Below are 17,534 nucleotides of genomic sequence, written 5' to 3'. Positions count from 1 at the left end.
GTGCCGACCGCGACTGGGTAATAGGGCCCAATACGCATTCGTCGGTGTTCCGGAATGACCGATTCTTCGCATCATCAGTCGTTCGACTCACACTTTTCCGTAATTCCAGCTATGGTGATCGTGCGCTTCGTTAACGGCATCGAAGGGGGTGCTCGGGGCGTAGGGGGTCAACACCGGGGTGGGCAGATTCCACACCGGAGCATTTGTGGTCTACGTGTGTGGAGGGCTCAGTTGACCAGTACTCTCTCGGCGCGCGCGTCTAAGCGCAGCACCAGGAAATTTCTCGAACCGTCGGCAATCGCCGAAGCCATCGCCATCGAGCAACACATCGTGTTGCCCGGATATCAGGCGCTGACCCACTATTCGTCGACTTTCGGGCTGACCGAACATCTGGTTCGGGAGATCGACGAGGCGGCGCGACGCCATCAGGCGATCATCGCCCAACTGCGGCGGATGCATGCGGATGCGCTTGCCGCGGAAACCATTTCGTCCGCACATCAAGAGGCGATGGCTGCGCTGGGGCTCCTCGAGCCCAGCCGGGCCGAGGCCGTCGGCGTCACCCCGCCGCGGCCGGTGCAGGTGTGCCACATCATCCAGTCATATCCGGGTCGCCTCGGGGATCCCGCCTCGCGGGCGATCGTCTCACTGGCCTTCCTGGTCGTCGCGGTGCATGCCCTGACCGATCCGACGAACTGCGGAACCGCTTCCCCCGCACTCAATCTGGTGCCGCCACCGCTGCACCGCGACCGTGCGCTGCTCGAGAAGGTGCTCGTCCATGCGGTGGCCGCGCTCGACGAGCCGTCGATCGCGGAACTGACCGGGTTCATCGCCGAGGCCAGTGCGTCGTTCGCCGGGTGGTCGACCGAGACGCAGCGCGGCTTGTCGGTGCTGCGCTACAACCCGCATTCGCTGCGCTCGTCGTGCCGAGGCGTGGGACTCGGCGAGATCGACGTCCGTATCGCTGTCTGACGGCCCCGTCTGACCGCCGGTCCGTGGTTACCCTGGCGGGGTGACCACGTCGGTTTCGCAACGCTACCGGTGGCTGTTGCACGTCGACCTCGACCAATTCCAGGTCTCGGTCGAGCGACTGCGCAGCCCGGAGCTCGTCGGTGTCCCGGTCATCGTCGGCGGCAACGGCGATCCTACCGAGGCACGCAAGGTCGTGACCTGCGCGTCCTATGAGGCGCGGGATGTCGGCGTGCGGGCGGGGATGCCGCTGCGTGCGGCCTACAAGAAGCTGCCCGACGCGGTGTACCTCCCCCTGGACATGGGGGCGTACGACGCCGCGTCGGCCGACGTCATGGACGTTTTGCGCGGAACCGGCCACCCCGTCGAGGTGTGGGGCTGGGACGAGGCGTACCTCGGCGTCGGCGTGCGGGGCGCCGAGGTCGAGGAGTTCGACGACGCCGCCATCGTCGACTTCGCCGAACGGGTCCGGCACGAGATCCTCGACCGGTGCGGCCTGACCAGCTGTGTCGGCATCAGCGACAACAAGCAGCGCGCCAAGATGGCCACCGGTTTCGCCAAGCGGCCGCCCGGCGCCACACCCGACGACGGCGTGGGTGCGCCGCGCGTGTTCCTGCTCGACGACCGCAACTGGCTGGACCTGATGGGGGAGAGGCCGACTCGCGACCTGTGGAGCGTGGGACCGAAGACGTCGGCCAAACTCGCCGCCACCGGTGTCGCGACTGTCAACGACCTGATCGCCACACCCCGCGACGATCTGATCGCCGCCTTTGGCCCGCACCAGGGCAACTGGCTGTACGTCCTGTGCCGCGGCGGCGGGGATTCGACGGTCACCGCCGAACCGTGGCTCGCCCGGTCGCACTCCAAATCGCGGACCTTCGCCACCGACATCGCGGACCCGTCCGAGATGCGCACCGCGGCCGCCGAACTCTTGCGTGAGCTGCTCGATCAGGTGATCGCCGAGGAGCGCCTACCGTTCCGCGTCGCGGTGACGGTCCGGACCACGACCTTCTGCACGCGCACCAAGTCCCGGAAACTCCCTGCCCCGAGCCTCGACTTCGACCAGCTCGAAGCCGTGGTCGCCGACCTGCTCACCAAGTTCGACATCGACCGCCCGGTCCGCCTCCTCGGCGTCCGCCTTGATCTGGTGACTGATGAGGAGAACTGACTAGCCCTGCGCAACCACCAGCGGCACAAGCTGTTCCGCGGCCGTCCAGGCGCCGTGGTGGCCGATCATCATCGACTCCATCGTCTCGTTCTTCGACCGCGTCAACGTGACCGATTCCCGAGCCACCGCGACCACGTCCCCGATCCGGTTCGCCACCGCATCGGTCACCTCGGGGCCGAACCAGCCCTCGTCGAGGGTCTGCTCGCGCGAGACCACGTGTGCGGCGTCGCCCAGATACCCCGACCATGCTTTCAGCACGTCGTCGGCAGCACCGGACGACGCATACACATGCCGCGCTCGCGCCTCACCGGCCACGGCGTCGACGCCCTCGAGAAGTCCTGGCGCGGTATCGATGTCGATGGCGCGGTCGGCAGTGATCATGCCGTGATCGCCGGTGACGAGCAGTGTTGTGCCGGACGGTAACTCCGCGGCGAGCTCGGCCACCAGCTGGTCGACGAGCCGGAGCTTCTCCAGCCACGCCGACGACCCCGGGCCGTATATGTGTCCCGCCGTGTCCAACTCGCTGTAGTAGGCGTAGACGAACCGACGACGACGACTGTGTCCCCGCACCGCCGCCAGGACGCCGTCGCGCACCCCGTCGGGAGTCACCGCCGGTACGTACTGGCCGGGCGCGCGAAACGCCGCCAGCGTCAGACCGGTCCCGCGGAACTCGCCGGGCATCACGTACGTCACCCGAACACCTTCGTCGGCAAGCGTTTCCAGGCTCCCGGGATGCGTACGCACCAGCGCAGGAGGATAGGTGAGAAGCGCCGACGGTCCCTGCGCGTCATCGAGACTCCAGCGCAGCGAGTTCAGCACCCGTCGGGAACCCCGTGTCCGGCAGTCGTCGTCGGGCCGGAAGCTGTAGCCGATGATCCCGTGCACGCCGCAGGGTGCGCCGACCGTCAGACTCAGGATGCTGGTCGCCGTCGTCGCCGGGAATCCCGCACGCAGAGTGGTCGCGGTCAGCTCCCGCAGGGTCGGCGCGAACTCCGCGTACTCCTCGAGCAGCGTCGCGCCCAGTCCGTCGATCAGCAGCACCACCACCGAATCGCCTGGAGGCACAACGAGAGCCGCGCTGTCAGAAACGCTCAGGGCGACCGACGCTGCCGGCAGAACGTCGGCGAGAGTGTGCGGGTACCGCCCCCAGTCGGCGGGTGTCAGTTCGTCGGGAGTCAGTTCGCCGCTCACCGCACCCCCGAGCCCGCCGGACCGAACACGTAGTGACCCGACTGCAGGAACCGCACCGACCGTCGGGCATCACCCTCGAGAAGCAACGGCGACATCGCATCCCGCAGCACGATCCGCCACCGCGCGGCGTCGAGCGGATGACTCACCCGCATCGCTTCGACGTCCCGCGGCAACGCCACCACCACTGTCGCGTCGGGGTCCAACCGCTCGTGATGGGCGACCGGACGCGACCGATCGGAATCGTCGATCACCGGCACCGCACCGCCGGCGATCAGCGCCTCGACACTTCCGACGCCGTCCACGCTGCTGGGCAGTTCGTCGTGCAGCGCCCACGACATCAACACCCGATCCGAGTCCGCGCCGCCGCCCAACTCATCACCGAGCTCGCCGTAGAAGTCCTCGTAGTAGTGGATGGGTTCGGCTCCCAGCTTGGTGATGTTGAAATACGCATTGCGCGCGACCAGCGGATCGAAGGTCCACGTGATCGTCGTGAGTCCACGTGCCAGCGCCCACTTCCGCTGATGCATCTTCAGCAGGTAACCCACATGGTGGCCGCGGCCGCGTCGGGAGACCCCGGTGATGTGGCTGTGCAGGGCCTCACCGGCCGGTGCCGACAGGAACGCCACGCTTCCACCGGCCAGGTGATCACCGATGAAGGCGCCGGAGACGTAGTTGCCCGAATGCGACAACGCCCGCAGCATGTCGATGCCCACCGGGCGTCTCGTCGGGTCGGGTCGCCAGACGTCGTCGAAGACCCGCATCAGTTCTTCGAGTTCGTCGGGGGAGGACAGCTCGCGAACCTCGACGGAACCGAATCCAGCTGGGCGTACCTCGACAGGAGCCGGTGAATGCGACATGTCCTCGATTGTTTCACCGCGTCCGGCGGGAGTTGGCCGGGTTGGGCGACTCCGTCCGACCCGGACCCACTCCTTAGGATGGGGGCCATGTCACCCACCGTCCGCACGCCCGACGCGTTCACGCGCGTCGCCGCGGCCGGTGTGGTGCCCACTGTCGCGATCGCCGCGCACGGTGCCGCCGGCGGACATGCGCTCAGCTCGGGCGGTGTGGTTCTCACCGTCGCGATCGGCGTGGCCGCGGCGATGCTCCTGCAGCTGGCGACCCGGGGCCGACGCCTGGTCCCGGCTGCTGCATCGGCCGTCGGCGTCCTGACTGCCGCGCAGGTCGCGAGCCACTGGTCGCTCGCCGCCGATGCCGCGCACGTCACCCACGACGCCCCCGCGCTGCCGATGTTGTTGACACACCTCGTCGCGATCCCGCTCAGCGCGGTGCTGATCGTCGTCGGTGCGCAGCTGCTGGCCGTCATCGGGTCGGTCATCGCATCGCTGACACCGCCCGCCGTACTGCGCGTGCCCGGTGCGCGCCCGGTCTTCTGGACTCAACCCGCTGTTGTCGCCGGTCCCGCCGTCGGCGGCACCGGTGTTCGCGGACCTCCGCTCGGGCTCTGACGCCGCGCCACCACACCGAACCCACGACGGTTCGGTGCTGTCGTGCGCGCGCCACGCACAGACGATCCGAACACTTGAGAAAGAACCCAGATGAAGAACCTCTCGAAGCGGGCCACGATCGCCCGTCGCCTCGTCCTGCCCGTCGCCGCTGCCGCGGTCGTCGGCGTCTCCTCCCTGACCGGGGCGGGCGTGGCATCGGCGCACGTGACCGCCAACGCGCCGACCGTCACCCAGGGCGGATACGGCGTCGTCACGCTGGTCGTCCCCAACGAGTCCGAGTCGGCTCCGACGACGTCGCTGCGCGTGACCCTGCCCGGCCTGAAGTCGGCACGCCCGGAGGTGATGAGCGGCTGGAAGTCGGTCGTCACCAAGAAGGACGACCTGGTCACCGAGATCACCTGGACCGCAGATCCCGGCTCACCCGGAGTCCCGGTCGGGCAGTTCGCGCAGTTCCGGTTCTCCGGCGGCCCGTTCCCCGAGCAGGAGACCGTCACGCTGCCGACGCTGCAGACCTACGCCGACGGGGAGAAGGCCGACTGGAACCAGCCGACCCCGGCGGACGGCACCGAACCCGAGAAACCTGCGCCGACCATCACCCTCGCCGCAGGCGGCGACGGACACGGCGCACACCACGCAGCGGCTCCCGAGACCAGCACCTCGATGTCGCAGGCGTCGCCGTCGACGGATTCCGAGGACTCCGCAGCCCGCTGGCTCGGCGGCATCGGACTGGTCGTCGGTGCGCTGGGCACCGTCTTCGGTGTCGCGGCGCTGATGGTGGTCCGACGCAACGGTCGTCGCGATGCGTAAGCGCGCACTGCCGCTGCGCCGGTCCATCCTGCTGACGTTGGCCGCGCTGGCGTGCCTGGGTCTGGTCGGTACCTGGTCGGCGCCCGCCGCATCGGCGCATTCGCGGCTCGTCTCAATGGATCCCGACGACGGTGCGAGCCTGCCCGCCGGTCCGCAGACCGTCACGCTGACCTTCAACGAGGGCATCCAGTCCGCGTATGCGGTGCTCAACGTCGTCGGACCCGACGATCACTTCTGGCAGTCCGGCGACCCGAAGGTCGACGGCAGCAAGGTGAGCGTCGGCATGCGGGAACTCGGGCCGACCGGCAAGTACACGATCAACTACCGGGTGACCTCCGCCGACGGACACGTCATCAGCGGGCAGCGCAGCTTCGAGCTGACGGTCGCCGGCAACGGTGAACCGGGCCCGCTCGCCGACGCCTCCGCCGATCAGTCCGACGACGGAATCCCGGTGTGGTACTTCATCGTCGGTGCCGTCGTGGTCCTGGTGCTGGGTCTTGGAATCGTGTTCTGGCTGACCCGTCCCAAGACACGGAGCTGACGCGTGAGGGTCGTGGTCGGTGTCCCGGTCCTGTTCGCCGGACTGCTGGTGAGCTGGTTGCTCGCCCGCCCCGACGGACCGGACACGGTGGCATTGCCCGCGACCCTCGCGCTCGGCGTGTCGGTCGTGGTGCTCGGCCTCGGACTGCTGCCGACGGTCGACGCCGAACCGTCGTCGACCTGGATCGGTGCGCTCGCCGGTGTCTGGGTGGTGGCGACGCTGATCAGCGCCTGGGTGCGTACCGCTGACAGGTCCGGCAAGGACGTGCTCGACGTGAGTGCCGCCGACTTCGGTGAGGTCCTGACCTCAGGTGCCTCCGAGATGGTCGCGCTGGTCACGGGCCTGCTCATCGTCCTGTGGGCGGTACTCGACCTGTTGACCGCCGTCGAGGTCCCGGTTCTGGTGGTCGGAGCGCTCGCAGCGATCGGTGTGCTGGCCACCGCGATCGCCGGTCACGCCGGCAACAACGCCCTCGGCCCGTTCCTCGTCGGCGCGCATGCGCTGGCCGCCGCCTGGTGGTGCGGACTGCTCGCCGCGATGGTCCTCTCCGTGCGCGGCCGGTCCGGGTGGGCGCGCAGTTTGCCGGTGTTCTCGCAGCGGGCGCCGTGGGCGGTCGGGGTGATCGCGGTGACCGGCGTGGTCGCCGCACTGACCGAGATCAACGGACTGTCGGCACTGGTCACCACCGGTTACGGGCGGATTCTGCTGGCGAAGGTCGTGATGCTGGCGGCGCTGGTGGGGGTCGCCGCCTGGCATCGACGACGCTGGGTACCTGCCGTCGAGCGCCATCGCCAGACCGAGACCGCGTCCATCCGGAACGCCGTCGTCGAACTGATGCTGATGGCCGTCGTGCTGGGTCTGGCCGCCGGGTTGTCGGCGACCGCACCCTGACCTCTTGATGCCTGAGGTGCGAGGAGCGCAAGCGACGAGCCGCGAAGGCCAGGTGAGGTCGACCGCCTACTTCAACGCCCGCGACTGATCCCAGATAGCGAGCAGCTCGTCGATGATGTCGGTGGCCATGTGCAGCGTGCTGAGGTGGCTCTCGCCGGCCAGCTCGAACAGCTTGGCGTCGGGGAGCAACGACACCACGTGCTGGCCGTGTGCGTACGGGATGATGTGATCGTGGTCGCCATGCCACCAGCGCACGGGCACTCCGACGTCGGAGACGCGGAATCCCCAGTCCTTGGCGAAGACGACGACATCGGCGAACGGTGCCTCCATCGCGCGGCGCCCGCCGTGGAGCAGGTCGTTGAGGAACATGGCCCGGAACTCGGGGCGCGCCAGTAGTTCTCGGTCGGCTTCGGGGGAGAAGCGGCCGTAGACGGTGATGGCCGGTTCGGCGATCGGCCGCGCGAAGCGCAGTGCGATGCTGAGGACCTGTCCGATTTGCGAACCCGCGACGTCGACCGCCGGCGCCAGGAACGAGCCGAGCTTCATCGCCCCGCCGGGGATGCGGTCGGGTCCGACGGTCGGGGCGACGCCGCCGAGGATGCCCGCGGCGACCACCCGATCGGGCATCGCGTGCGCCACTCCGAGTGTGTACGGTCCGCCGCCGGAGAGGCCGATGATGGCGAACTCGTCGATGCCGAGTGCTTCGAGCACGGTCTCGAGGTCTGGGGCGAAGGCGGCGATGTTCTCGTACCGGTGCGGCGTCGACGACCCGACGCCCGGCCGGTCCAGCCCGATCAGGCGAACCCCCCGTTCAGCGGCATATCCACGGGCTTCGACGGGGATCTGGCGGCGAGCGCCGGGCGTCCCGTGGAGCCAGATGATGGCCCGTCCGGTAGCTGATCCGTATTCGGCGAACCCGATGCGACGATCACCGTCGGCCACGGCGATCGACCCCTCGATTTTCGGACGGGCGATGTCGATCATGTGACCAGCATCTCACGTAGCGTTGTATGCGTGATCCCCGAGTTTCTCAACGGCACCGCCAGAGCAGTCCGCCATGTCTTCTCGCCCCACCCGGCCACGGACATACCCAGAGGTCAGATGCTCGACCTGCCCGGCCGGGGACGCGCCTTCGTCACCGATTCGGGACCCCGCGACGCCCCGGCGGTGTTCCTGCTCCACTCGGTGCTGACCACCGGCCTGCTGTGCTGGTACCCGACGATCCCGGCGATCAACGACCGTCACCGGGTGATCACCCTCGACGCTCGCTGGCACGGCCGCGGCATCGAGTCCGAGACCTTCGACCTCCGGGACTGCGCCGACGACGTGGTTGCCGTCGCCGACGTCCTGGGCATCGACCGCTTCGTCGCCGCCGGCTTCTCCATGGGCGGCGGCATCGCCCAGCTGACGTGGCGTCGGCACCCCGAGCGGGTGTCGGGACTCGTGCTCTGCTCGACGGGCCCGTTCTTCAGCACCAACGACCCCAAGCACCGGAGGTCGTCGGAACGGACCGGCCGCATCCTGGCGCCGCTGTACCGGATGCTCCCGCGTGTCTCCGAGAAAAGCCTCAACAAGACGACGTCGCACACATCCATCTGGGCGCTGCGGCAGTTCTTCTCGACGCCGCTGTCGCACCTCGGTGAGTTCGGAAACGGTCTGGGGCAGTTCGACTCCCGCAGTTGGCTCCACGAGATCGATGTCCCGACCGCTGTCGTCGTGTCCACCCGCGACCGCGTCGTCGAACCGGAACGCCAGCAATTGCTGCTCGACGGCATCCCCGGGTCGCAGCGTTTCGAGGTCGACGGTGGCCACGCCTGCTGCGTACTCGGTGCGAAGTTCTTCATCCCGCCGTTCACCGAAGCCCTCGACGCGGTGAGCACCCATGCAGCGGTGGAGGGTTCGTCCGCGGGGTGACCGCCGCGCCACGCGGGAGGCCCAGTTTCACTATGGACTTGTCAATGATCGAACGCGGTCCCGGTTGATCACCGGGTGCGGAAGGTGCTGCGCGTGAGTCTGTGTCAGGCGGCGTCGTCGAGTCGCATGGTGCGTCGGTTGTAGGCGGGTAGGGGTCGGCGTCGGGGGTCGATGTCGGCGGGCGGGATCAGCCACGGGTGGCGGTCGAAGCCCATCATGATGTCCCAGCCGTTGTGGTGGACCCGGGTGTGGCACCGTTGGCAGAGTAGGCAGCCGTTGTCGAGGTCGGTGTCGCCGTCGTCGGACCAGTGTTGGATGTGGTGGACCTGGGTGTGCGAGGGTGGTGCGCCGCAGCTGATGCAGCATCGGTCGCGGATGATGATGGCTTTGCGGATATGTGCTGGGAACAGGCGTCGTTCGCGACCCATCGCCAGGGGCACGGTCTCTCCGTTGATGATGATCTCGGTGATCGTGCCGTCGCAGGACTGTTTCTGCGCGGTGGCCTGGGTGACCGACCCGGTCCAGGGCAGGAAGGCGGGATCACCACCGTCGGCGGGGATGGTCAACAGGGTCTGGGTACGTGGTGCACCGATGCTGTCCTGGGATGCACCTTGTGCTGCTTGGTCGAGGAGGATCTCGAGGGCGTCGACGCGTCGTTGATCGGGGGAGCGTCGGTCGTCGGCGCCGTCGGGCTCGGGACGCGGTACAGAGCGTTCGTCGATCATGGCGATGAACTTCTCGCCGACGGCCTGGGTCACGTTGGCGTGGATCTCGACGCGACTGTCGTCGGTCACGCTGTGTGACAGGGTGTCCAGGGATCGGTCGTCGGACGCGGGAATGCCGCCCTCGTCGTCGGCGATGGTGTTGCCGATGGTCTGGGCATGTTTCTGTATCTCGGTGGGTGTGGCACCGGACAGGGCTTGGGTGAGGAGTTCGGTTTCGTAGACCGTTCGGTCGTCGTCGGAAAGCTTTGTGGGTGACCGTTTCTCGATCGTGGCGATTCCCCGAACGACGGCATCGACGATCTCACCCGAGAGGCGCCCGTCGGCAGCGCACGCCTCGACCTTGCCCAGCGCCCCGAGACTGCCGGCGATACGCACCGAGCGTGTGGCGACCGCGGGTGGGAAACCCATCTCGATCAACAGTCGCTTGGTGGTGGAGCCGTGTCGTTCGGGCACCCCGAGCACATCGAGATTGGCTGTGTGCGAGCCGAGTTGGTGGTCCGCTGCGTTGCGGATCAGTCGGATCCACTCGATCTGGGCGAAAGTCTTTGCGCCGGTTGGGTCGTCGGCGGGTGGGGTGACCTCGGTGAGCTGGTCGAATATAGCTTCGAGCAGCGCCGCGGCGTCGGCCGTATCGGAGTCGGTCATGACAGCAACCTTCTTCCCTCTCAAGAGGATCTGAATCAGGTGGGGTGGGAACGTCATTGACTACTGCTCGGTCTTACGACTTCGTTGTCTTCATTTCTACATCAGGGGTCTGACAAGATTCTCGATCGGCTTCTTCGTCAGTAGATGGGCTCTTCGAATCGAGACATGACTCCTTTGTACACGAACGTACGTTCGACTGTCAGGTTTCTCCACAGCCTCTGGCCTGGCCAAAAAACCCGCGTGCCAGCTTCTTTCGGCCACATGAAGGATCGCCGCACCGCCGGTGAACAGAAACCTCACACGCAACAGATTCCGCGCATCTGAGCGCAACCGCCGAGCTATTCGACGACCGTTGTCGAACCCATCGGGTGGCTCATCCGCGGTGGTGATCGTCGACCTGCCGATCAGGGTTCCACCGTCGACGCCGTCGATACAGCGTTGACCGGCCTCGCCTGGCAGATCGTCCGTTCCAGCGAGAGCACCACGCGGTGACCGACCTCGACCAGGGTCGCGCCACGACGACGCTGCCCGACGACATGTCGGCGCGTCGGCCGCTGAGCCGGGTCCAGCGGGTGGGTCTGCTGATCGTGGCCGGAATGGTCGCCGGGGGCTTCGTGATCGACTGGCGCACAGCCCTGTCGGCGGTCCTGAGCATCTGTGCCGTCTACTTCGTGATCTCCAGTGTCGACAAGTTCGTCCTCGTCACCCGAGGTATGTCCGGACGCGGCGTCATCAGGGTGTCCGACGAGGAGGCCCGCGCCATCCCCGACGCCGAGCTGCCGGTGTACACGGTTCTGCTCCCCGTGTACGGCGAACCGGAAATCGTCGCCAATCTCGTCGTCGGCGTCGGTCAGATCGATTATCCCGCAGACAAACTCGACATCCTGCTGGTCCTGGAGAGTGACGATCACGCGACCCTCGACGCCATCGCGGATGCCGACCTCGCCGGCATCACCCCGGTCCTCGTGCCGCCGAGTGAGCCCCGCACCAAACCCAAGGCCTGCAATCACGCGATGAGCCTGCCGTCGGAGCGCAGCGAGCTCGTCACCATCTACGACGCCGAGGACATCCCCGATCCGCTGCAGCTCCGACGCGCCGCGGCGGTGTTCGCGGCCGAAGCGCCCGACGTTGCCTCCGTCCAGGCCCGCCTCGGCTACTTCAACGAACGGGACGACCTGCTCACCCGGTGGTTCGCCATCGAGTACGACCAGTGGTTCTCGTACATGCTGCCCGCGCTGAGTGCGTCGAAATGTGTGATCCCCCTGGGCGGTACGTCCAATCACATCCGCACCGAGGTGCTGCGGGAGGTGGGCGGCTGGGATGCCTTCAACGTCACCGAGGACGCCGACCTCGGTATCCGCCTCGCGCGCTTCGGATATCGCACGGTGGTCTTGGACTCGTTGACCGAGGAGGAGGCGAACGCCGACGTGGTGAACTGGGTCCGTCAGCGATCCCGGTGGTACAAGGGCTATCTCCAGACCTTCCTGGTGCATACCCGGCATCCCACCGCGATGGTCCGTGAGCTCGGGGTGGTGCCGACGCTGCGAATCGCGAACCTGACGGCGGGGATGCCGATCGCCAACACTCTCAACCTCGCGTTCTGGGCGCTGCTGCTGGTGGTTCGCGGGCAAACCCGATTTCATGCGCGGACTTTTCCCGGGCCCGGTGTTCTACCTGTGCCTCTTCATGTTCACGGTGGGGAATCTCGCGACCGTTCTGCTCGGCGTGGTCTCCGCCCGTACGCGAGGCAAGCCGTATCTGCTCGCTGCTGCTCTGCTCGTGCCCGGCTACTGGTTCCTGCAGTCGATGGCCGCGGTCAAGAGTATGGCGCAGCTCGTCTACAAGCCGTCCTACTGGGAGAAGACCGTGCACGGCCTGTCCGCCATGCCGGGAGTCTCGCGTCCGTCGAAAGGGGCCGGAAATGTCCAGCCGTAGAAGTGCTCGCCTGCTCCGCTTGTGGGGTGCGATGGCGCTCGTCGTCGCCTGCGGGGCCGTCGCCGCTCCGGCGGCTGCCGTGCCGGACGCGTCGACGACGTTGGGGTGGCGCCAGCTCGGTCTCGGGACGTCCGTGCAGATCGACGCGACGGATGCCCCGGTGAGCGTGAGTGTCCCGGTGCCCGAGGGCATGGCGCCGACGCGGCTGACCGGTGTGGTCGCCTCGGCGACCAACGTGAGCAACTCGTTCGTGCAGGTGGCGCGGGGCGACGGAACGGTCATCGGCACCATCGACGTCCCGCAATTCGGTCCGCAGCAGCTCAGTACGCCGTTCTCCGTACCGTTGACGCAGGTCCCGGTCGTCATGGGGCGCGCCGACCTCCGGTTGACCCTGCGCACCAACGACGCCGACGCCGTCTGCGGCCCCGACCCCGACGTCGCTCTCACGAACCTCGCGGTGTCTTTCGCCGGTGCCGCGCAGGTGCCCGGCGCCATCGCCGACGTCTTCGGATCGGTGATCAGCGGTGTGACCGTCTACGCGCCACGGAATCCGAGTCCCGCGGCAGCACACACCACGCTGGGGCTGGTCGCCGCGATCGCCGATCATTACCGGCCGCAACGGGTCTCGATCGACGTCGTCGACACCCCGGACGGACCGCTGCCGCGTGCGACGGACCCGCTCACTCGCGTTGTTGTGGTGCGTGAGCAGAGCGGTCCCGGAAGCATCCGGCTCGACGGTGCGGGCGGGCCGGACGCGACGCTCGTCGTCAGCGGCGATCGGTCCTCGCTGCCGGATCAGGTCGTGCTGTTCCGTGCCGGTCTCACCGGCCTGACGCAGACGTCGAGTGCGGTGGTGGAGTCCGGTGCGGACCGCAACATCCAGGGTTCGGACACAGTGACGTTCGGGCAGTTCTCCGACCGGCTCACGGCCGATGTCCTCGGAACCGCCACGCTGGTACCGGGTTTCGATCCGACCGCGTTGTCCCTGGGGAGACCCGGCCGGGTCAACGTGCACCTGCTCGCCCGCTACACGCCGGTGGTGCAGAACGAGCGCGCCAGCGTACTGGCGGTCAGCGGCGGTGAGGTGCTGCAGACGAGCGTCTTCGACGCGTCGGGCACACTCGACATCCGGTTCAGCATCCCGGCCGCGCAGGTGGCGGCCAACGAACCACTCGAGTTCGGGATCTCCTACGAACCGGCACCCGGGGCGTGCAACCCGCGGAGCGTCCTGATGACCTTCCAGATCGATCCGTCGTCGACCGCGTCGAGCGACACGACACCGGTTCGGTTGGGCGGCTTCTCGTCGATCCCGCTGGGCTGCCAACCGACGGTCCAGGTCGCGCTCGACGGCACCGACCCGGGCCAGCTCGACGCCGCGGCACAACTCATCGCATCGGTGCAGCGGTCGTCGGCGGTGGCGCTGTCGCCGGTTCTGGTGCCGATCGAGCAGGCGGTCTCCAGCCGTACAGGTGCCCTCGTGGTCGCGGATGCGGCGAACGCCGAGGCCCTCGACCCACCGATCAACACCGAGGACGCGGCGACCCTCGTCGACCTCCCCGCGCAGGTGCGGATCACGATCCCCGACGGGCTGGGCACGATCCAGGCTTTCGCCCAGAACTCGAGGAGCGTTGTGCTGGTGAGCACGTCGGGGTCCTGGGGCCTGGTCGACTCCATCTTCGCGTTCCTCGACGAGCAGGAAGGCGAGCTCGCCAATCTCCGCGGGGTTGTGCTCGTCGCGGGTCGCGCGGGGCAGACCGACCTGATGTCGATCAGGGCCGACGGTCCGCGCACCGAGATCGAACAGGTCGGGACCGGTTGGCTGACCTGGCTGGGTGTGAGCATCGCGGTGATCGCGGTCGCCGTTCTCGTCACCGCGGGCGCGACCGTGTATCGGCGACGAGTCGCGGGCCTTGGCGATCGTGACGACGACCGCACCCCATGACGATCGCGACCGCGGAACGCGCCCCGGCGGTCCCGGACCGCACGGTCGACATGCCAGTCCGACCCCGTGCGCGATTCACGCCGAAACAGCGTTGGGGGACAGTGCTGTTCGTCGTGCTTCTCGCCGGATACCTGGCGGTGGGCGTCTACCTGTATCTGGTGGTGGGGTTCATCAATCCCGACGCCAGCAGTCGGGTGGGCAATGCGGCGTTCACGATCTGGAGTCGTGACCCGCACCTGGGGGCCATCGGGTTCGTGTGGAATCCGTTGCCGAGTCTCGTCGAGATCCCCCTGGTGGAGCTCAGTGCGCACTGGCCGTTGAACCGGTGGCCGGAACTGCGGGGAGTCGGTTTCGCGGGGGCGGTGATGAGCGCGTTCTTCATGGCCGGTGCGGGTTGGCAGGTTCGGCGGATAGCGATCGACTACCGATGCGGTGCGGTGCTGCGCTGGTCGGCCGTCGCCGCCTTCGCGTTGATCCCGATGGTCGTGCTCTACGCCGGCATCGGGATGAGCGAGGCGCCGTTCCTGTTCTTCCTGCTGTGGGCGTGTCGTCGAATTCTGCTCTGGATCAACCGCTTCGCGATCATCGACCTGGTGATCGCCGGTGTGGCATTGGGATTGGCCTACCTGACCCGGTACGAAGCGCTGCCGGTGGCGGCGGCGGTGACACTCGGGGTGTTCGTGGTGTCGACCCTGCGCATCCGCAGTCGGAGCCGGGCCGGACGGGCCGCATGGCGAGCGGGTGTGCCGTTCGGGGTGCACGACGCCACGATCGTCGCACTGCCGGTGGCGTTCGCGGTCGTCCTGTGGGCGGTGTGCGGTTGGCTTCTCGACGGGAGCGCGTTCGCCCAGTTCTCGTCGCAGTACGGCAACGCTTCTCAGGGGGCCGCGGCCGGCATCATCTCCGTCGAGGACGTCGGCGCGGGACCGCTCGCGCAGGTGATCGCTGGCAACCTGCTCGGTATGCAGCCACTCCTACCCGCGGTTCTGGCGATCGTGGGTTGGGTCGCGCTCCGGTCGCGACGCCTCGACGCCGCGGTGGTCGGCGTGGTGTTCGGTTCGGTCCTGCTGTTCCAGATGTCGGCCGTGATCCTCGGCTCGACCTTCGGCTGGTTCCGCTTCTATATGGCGGCGACCCCGCTGGTCGTGGTCGCCGTCCTAGTGGTCTCCGGAAACTGCAGCAGCACAAGGAAGTCCCGGTCTTCCCGTTCGCTACACGTCAAAGCGATGTCGTTCCTCATGGCCGCGGTGCTGGCCACGTCGATCCCGGTCACCGCCACGTCGATGCTCAACCCGTCGCTGGGGAAGGAGGAGTACGGGCTGCGCTCGGCTTTCTGGCCGGACCGCTATCCGCCGTCGGGATTCTGGTTCTACTGGTTCGGCGAGGTGTCACGAAATGTCGCCGGCTGGTTCGACGACCAGAACCTGCCCGACGGTTCGGTTCTGGTCGACACCTTCGGGATCTCCCGGATCTGGCTCTTCTCCGATAGCCCGGAGCAGTTCGTCATCCGCAGTGACTTCGACTTCTTCGCGAAGCTCAATCAACCTGCGGCACGGGGTGTGCAGTACATCCTGCCGCCCCGGCCCACCGGTCTGGGCCGGCTCGACGCGATCAACGTCCGGTATCCGACGCTGTGGGACGACGGGGCGGGGATCGCCACGCTCGAGATGACCGTCACGAGTCCCAGCGGGACCCCGCAGTTCCGGATCTTCCGGATCGACGGTGGCTGAATCCACGAATCCGCGGAACCCGATCGGCGTTTCACTGTGGAGTTGTCAAGGTACGGATGCGGTCCCGGCTATGCCGGGTGCGGAAGGTGCTGCGCGTAAGTCTGTGTCAGGCGGCGTCGTCGAGGCGCATGGTGCGTCGGTTGTAGGCGGGTAGCGGGCGGCGTTGCGGGTCGATATCGGCAGGCGGGATGAGCCAGGGGTGGCGGGCGAAACCGATCATGATGTCCCAGCCGTGGTGGTGGACCTGGGTGTGGCAGCGCTGGCAGAGCAGGCAGCCGTTGTCGAGTTCGGTCTCACCGTCGTCGGACCAGTGCTCGATGTGGTGGACCTGCGTATGCGATGGTGGCGCACCGCATTTGATGCAGGTCTCGTCGCGGATGATGATCGCTCTGCGCAGGTGCGCAGGTGCGCAGGTGCGCAGGTGCGCTGGGAACAGGCGTCGTTCGCGGCCCATCTGTAGCGGCACGGTCTCGCCGTCGATGATGACCTCGGTGAAGGTGCCGTCGCAGGACAGTTGTCGGGCGATGGCATGGGTGACAGATCCTGTCCAGGGGAGTGTGGCTGGGTCGCCGGTAGCCGGGATGGTCATCACGATGTGGGTGCGGGGTGTCCCGATGGTGTCCAGCGTCGCACCCGCTGCGGCTTGATCCAGCAGCACCTCGAGGGCGTCGGCGCGGATCTGGGTTGCCGAGCGGCGGTCGGGGGAGCCGTCGGGTTCGGGACGTGGGACGCTGCGTTCGTCGATCATGGCGATGAACTTCTCACCCACACTCTGGGTCACGTTGGCGTGGATCTCCACCCGGTTGTCGTCGGTGACGTGGTGCGACAGCATGTGCAGGGCGCGGTCGTCGGACGTCGGGATGCCGCCCTCGTCGTCGGCGATGGTGTTGCCGATGATCTGAGCGTGCTTGAGAACCTCGGCAGGTGTGGCACCGTAAAGGGCTTGGGCGAGCAGGCCGGACTCGTAGACCGCCCGCTCGTCGTCGGAAAGTGCTGTGGGTGAACGTTTCTCGATGACGGACATACCACGCACGATCGCGTCGACGATCTCGCCCGAGAACCGTCCGTCGGCGGCGCAGGCCTCGACCTTGCCCAGCACTCCGAGACTGCCGGCGATGCGAGTGGTGCGCGTCGACACCGCGGGTGCGAACCCCATCTCGATCAGCAGCTTCTTGAGGGTCGACCCCGCCTTCTCTGCAATATGCAGATCGTCGAGGTGTGCTGCGTGCGTGCCGATCTTGTGATCGGCCAGGTTACGGACCAATCGGAAGAACTCCAGCTGTGAAAACGTCGCGCGGCCAGTGGGATCGTCCGTGCGTGGAGTGATTCCGGCGAGTTGGTCGAGGAGGGATTCGAGAGGTGCCATGAATCCTTTGTACACGAACATATGTTCGACTGCACGAAGAAAGTCCATGACAGTTGTCCATGGCCATGAGAAAGTCCCCACTGGTGGCCAGGTCGAGGTCCCCGCTGGTGGCCAGATAAGAGTCCCCACCCTGTGTTCGTCGTGTCGACCCGGAACTGAGGGCCCAGGCGATGACGGTGAAGGTGCCAACCGATCACCATCACCGCCTGGGAGTTCCATTGAAGTCTGCGAAGGACCGTATGGACAT

At 67.4% G+C, this 17,534-nt stretch carries 14 protein-coding genes and 1 pseudogene; 10 read left to right on the top strand and 5 right to left on the bottom strand.

All coding sequences use genetic code 11. The annotated features are described in order from the left end of the window. Positions 1-231 precede the first annotated feature (231 nt). Together BJF87_RS08685 and BJF87_RS08680 are read left to right on the top strand one after the other, a co-directional pair. Entirely contained in the window at positions 232-969 is a 738-nt protein-coding gene (locus BJF87_RS08685; protein WP_075862939.1) for a hypothetical protein, read from the top strand. 40 nt (positions 970-1,009) lie between these two features. Continuing rightward, complete coding sequence (locus BJF87_RS08680) at positions 1,010-2,134, top strand: DNA polymerase IV (RefSeq protein WP_075862938.1); 1,125 nt, start codon at positions 1,010-1,012, stop codon at positions 2,132-2,134. Here the strand turns inward: BJF87_RS08680 and BJF87_RS08675 are convergent, their stop codons facing one another. Both BJF87_RS08675 and BJF87_RS08670 read right to left on the bottom strand, forming a co-directional pair. After that, positions 2,135-3,325 (bottom strand): alkaline phosphatase family protein, encoded by a 1,191-nt coding sequence (locus BJF87_RS08675; protein WP_075862937.1) that lies wholly within the window; start codon positions 3,323-3,325, stop codon positions 2,135-2,137. After that, positions 3,322-4,182, bottom strand: a complete 861-nt coding sequence (locus BJF87_RS08670; RefSeq protein ID WP_075862936.1) for a GNAT family N-acetyltransferase — start codon at positions 4,180-4,182, stop codon at positions 3,322-3,324. The genes BJF87_RS08675 and BJF87_RS08670 overlap by 4 nt, the downstream gene beginning before the upstream one ends. A gap of 87 nt (positions 4,183-4,269) precedes the next feature. Here BJF87_RS08670 and BJF87_RS08665 point away from each other — a divergent pair, with 87 nt between their 5' ends. From BJF87_RS08665 to BJF87_RS08650, 4 genes are all read left to right on the top strand, one after another. Next, a complete protein-coding gene (locus BJF87_RS08665; protein ID WP_075862966.1) occupies positions 4,270-4,791 on the top strand; it encodes a hypothetical protein in 522 nt (173 codons plus the stop codon). A gap of 90 nt (positions 4,792-4,881) precedes the next feature. Then, the gene (locus BJF87_RS08660) at positions 4,882-5,598 is read left to right on the top strand and encodes a YcnI family protein (protein WP_075862935.1); all 717 of its coding nucleotides are present in this window, start codon (positions 4,882-4,884) and stop codon (positions 5,596-5,598) included. After that, positions 5,591-6,139: a copper resistance CopC family protein gene (locus BJF87_RS08655; RefSeq protein WP_075862934.1), complete on the top strand. Its 549-nt coding sequence runs from the start codon at positions 5,591-5,593 to the stop codon at positions 6,137-6,139. Before BJF87_RS08660 ends, BJF87_RS08655 begins: the two co-directional genes overlap by 8 nt. Positions 6,140-6,142: 3 nt before the next feature. Then, on the top strand, positions 6,143-7,030 hold the full coding sequence (locus tag BJF87_RS08650; protein WP_075862933.1) for a copper resistance D family protein: 888 nt from the start codon (positions 6,143-6,145) through the stop codon (positions 7,028-7,030). Positions 7,031-7,096: 66 nt separating this feature from the next. Here BJF87_RS08650 and BJF87_RS08645 read toward each other — a convergent pair whose 3' ends face one another. After that, entirely contained in the window at positions 7,097-8,014 is a 918-nt protein-coding gene (locus BJF87_RS08645) for an alpha/beta fold hydrolase (protein WP_075862932.1), read from the bottom strand. Positions 8,015-8,044: 30 nt separating this feature from the next. Between BJF87_RS08645 and BJF87_RS08640 the strand changes: the two genes are divergently transcribed. Further along, complete coding sequence (locus BJF87_RS08640; RefSeq protein WP_187346480.1) at positions 8,045-8,944, top strand: alpha/beta fold hydrolase; 900 nt, start codon at positions 8,045-8,047, stop codon at positions 8,942-8,944. 104 nt (positions 8,945-9,048) lie between these two features. On the opposite strand, the gene BJF87_RS08635 is transcribed toward BJF87_RS08640, so the two are convergent. Next, a complete protein-coding gene (locus BJF87_RS08635; protein ID WP_075862930.1) occupies positions 9,049-10,314 on the bottom strand; it encodes an HNH endonuclease signature motif containing protein in 1,266 nt (421 codons plus the stop codon). Positions 10,315-10,850: 536 nt separating this feature from the next. Here BJF87_RS08635 and BJF87_RS08630 point away from each other — a divergent pair. The 3 genes and pseudogenes from BJF87_RS08630 to BJF87_RS08620 all read left to right on the top strand — a co-directional run bounded on the left by BJF87_RS08630 (position 10,851) and on the right by BJF87_RS08620 (position 15,921). Continuing rightward, a pseudogene (locus BJF87_RS08630) lies at positions 10,851-12,249 on the top strand (glycosyltransferase family 2 protein). A 31-nt stretch (positions 12,250-12,280) separates the two neighbouring features. Further along, positions 12,281-14,191, top strand: coding sequence for a hypothetical protein (locus tag BJF87_RS08625; RefSeq protein WP_084813158.1), 1,911 nt, complete (start codon positions 12,281-12,283; stop codon positions 14,189-14,191). Continuing rightward, complete coding sequence (locus tag BJF87_RS08620; RefSeq protein WP_084813157.1) at positions 14,188-15,921, top strand: glycosyltransferase family 39 protein; 1,734 nt, start codon at positions 14,188-14,190, stop codon at positions 15,919-15,921. The genes BJF87_RS08625 and BJF87_RS08620 overlap by 4 nt, the downstream gene beginning before the upstream one ends. A gap of 106 nt (positions 15,922-16,027) precedes the next feature. Here BJF87_RS08620 and BJF87_RS08615 read toward each other — a convergent pair whose 3' ends face one another. Beyond that, positions 16,028-17,287 (bottom strand): HNH endonuclease signature motif containing protein, encoded by a 1,260-nt coding sequence (locus BJF87_RS08615; protein ID WP_075862964.1) that lies wholly within the window; start codon positions 17,285-17,287, stop codon positions 16,028-16,030. Positions 17,288-17,534: the final 247 nt, after the last annotated feature.

Origin of the sequence: Gordonia sp. CNJ-863 (genome assembly GCF_001942325.1) — a bacterium.
Taxonomy (GTDB): domain Bacteria; phylum Actinomycetota; class Actinomycetes; order Mycobacteriales; family Mycobacteriaceae; genus Gordonia; species Gordonia alkanivorans.
This window is presented reverse-complemented; position numbering and strand designations above follow the sequence as displayed.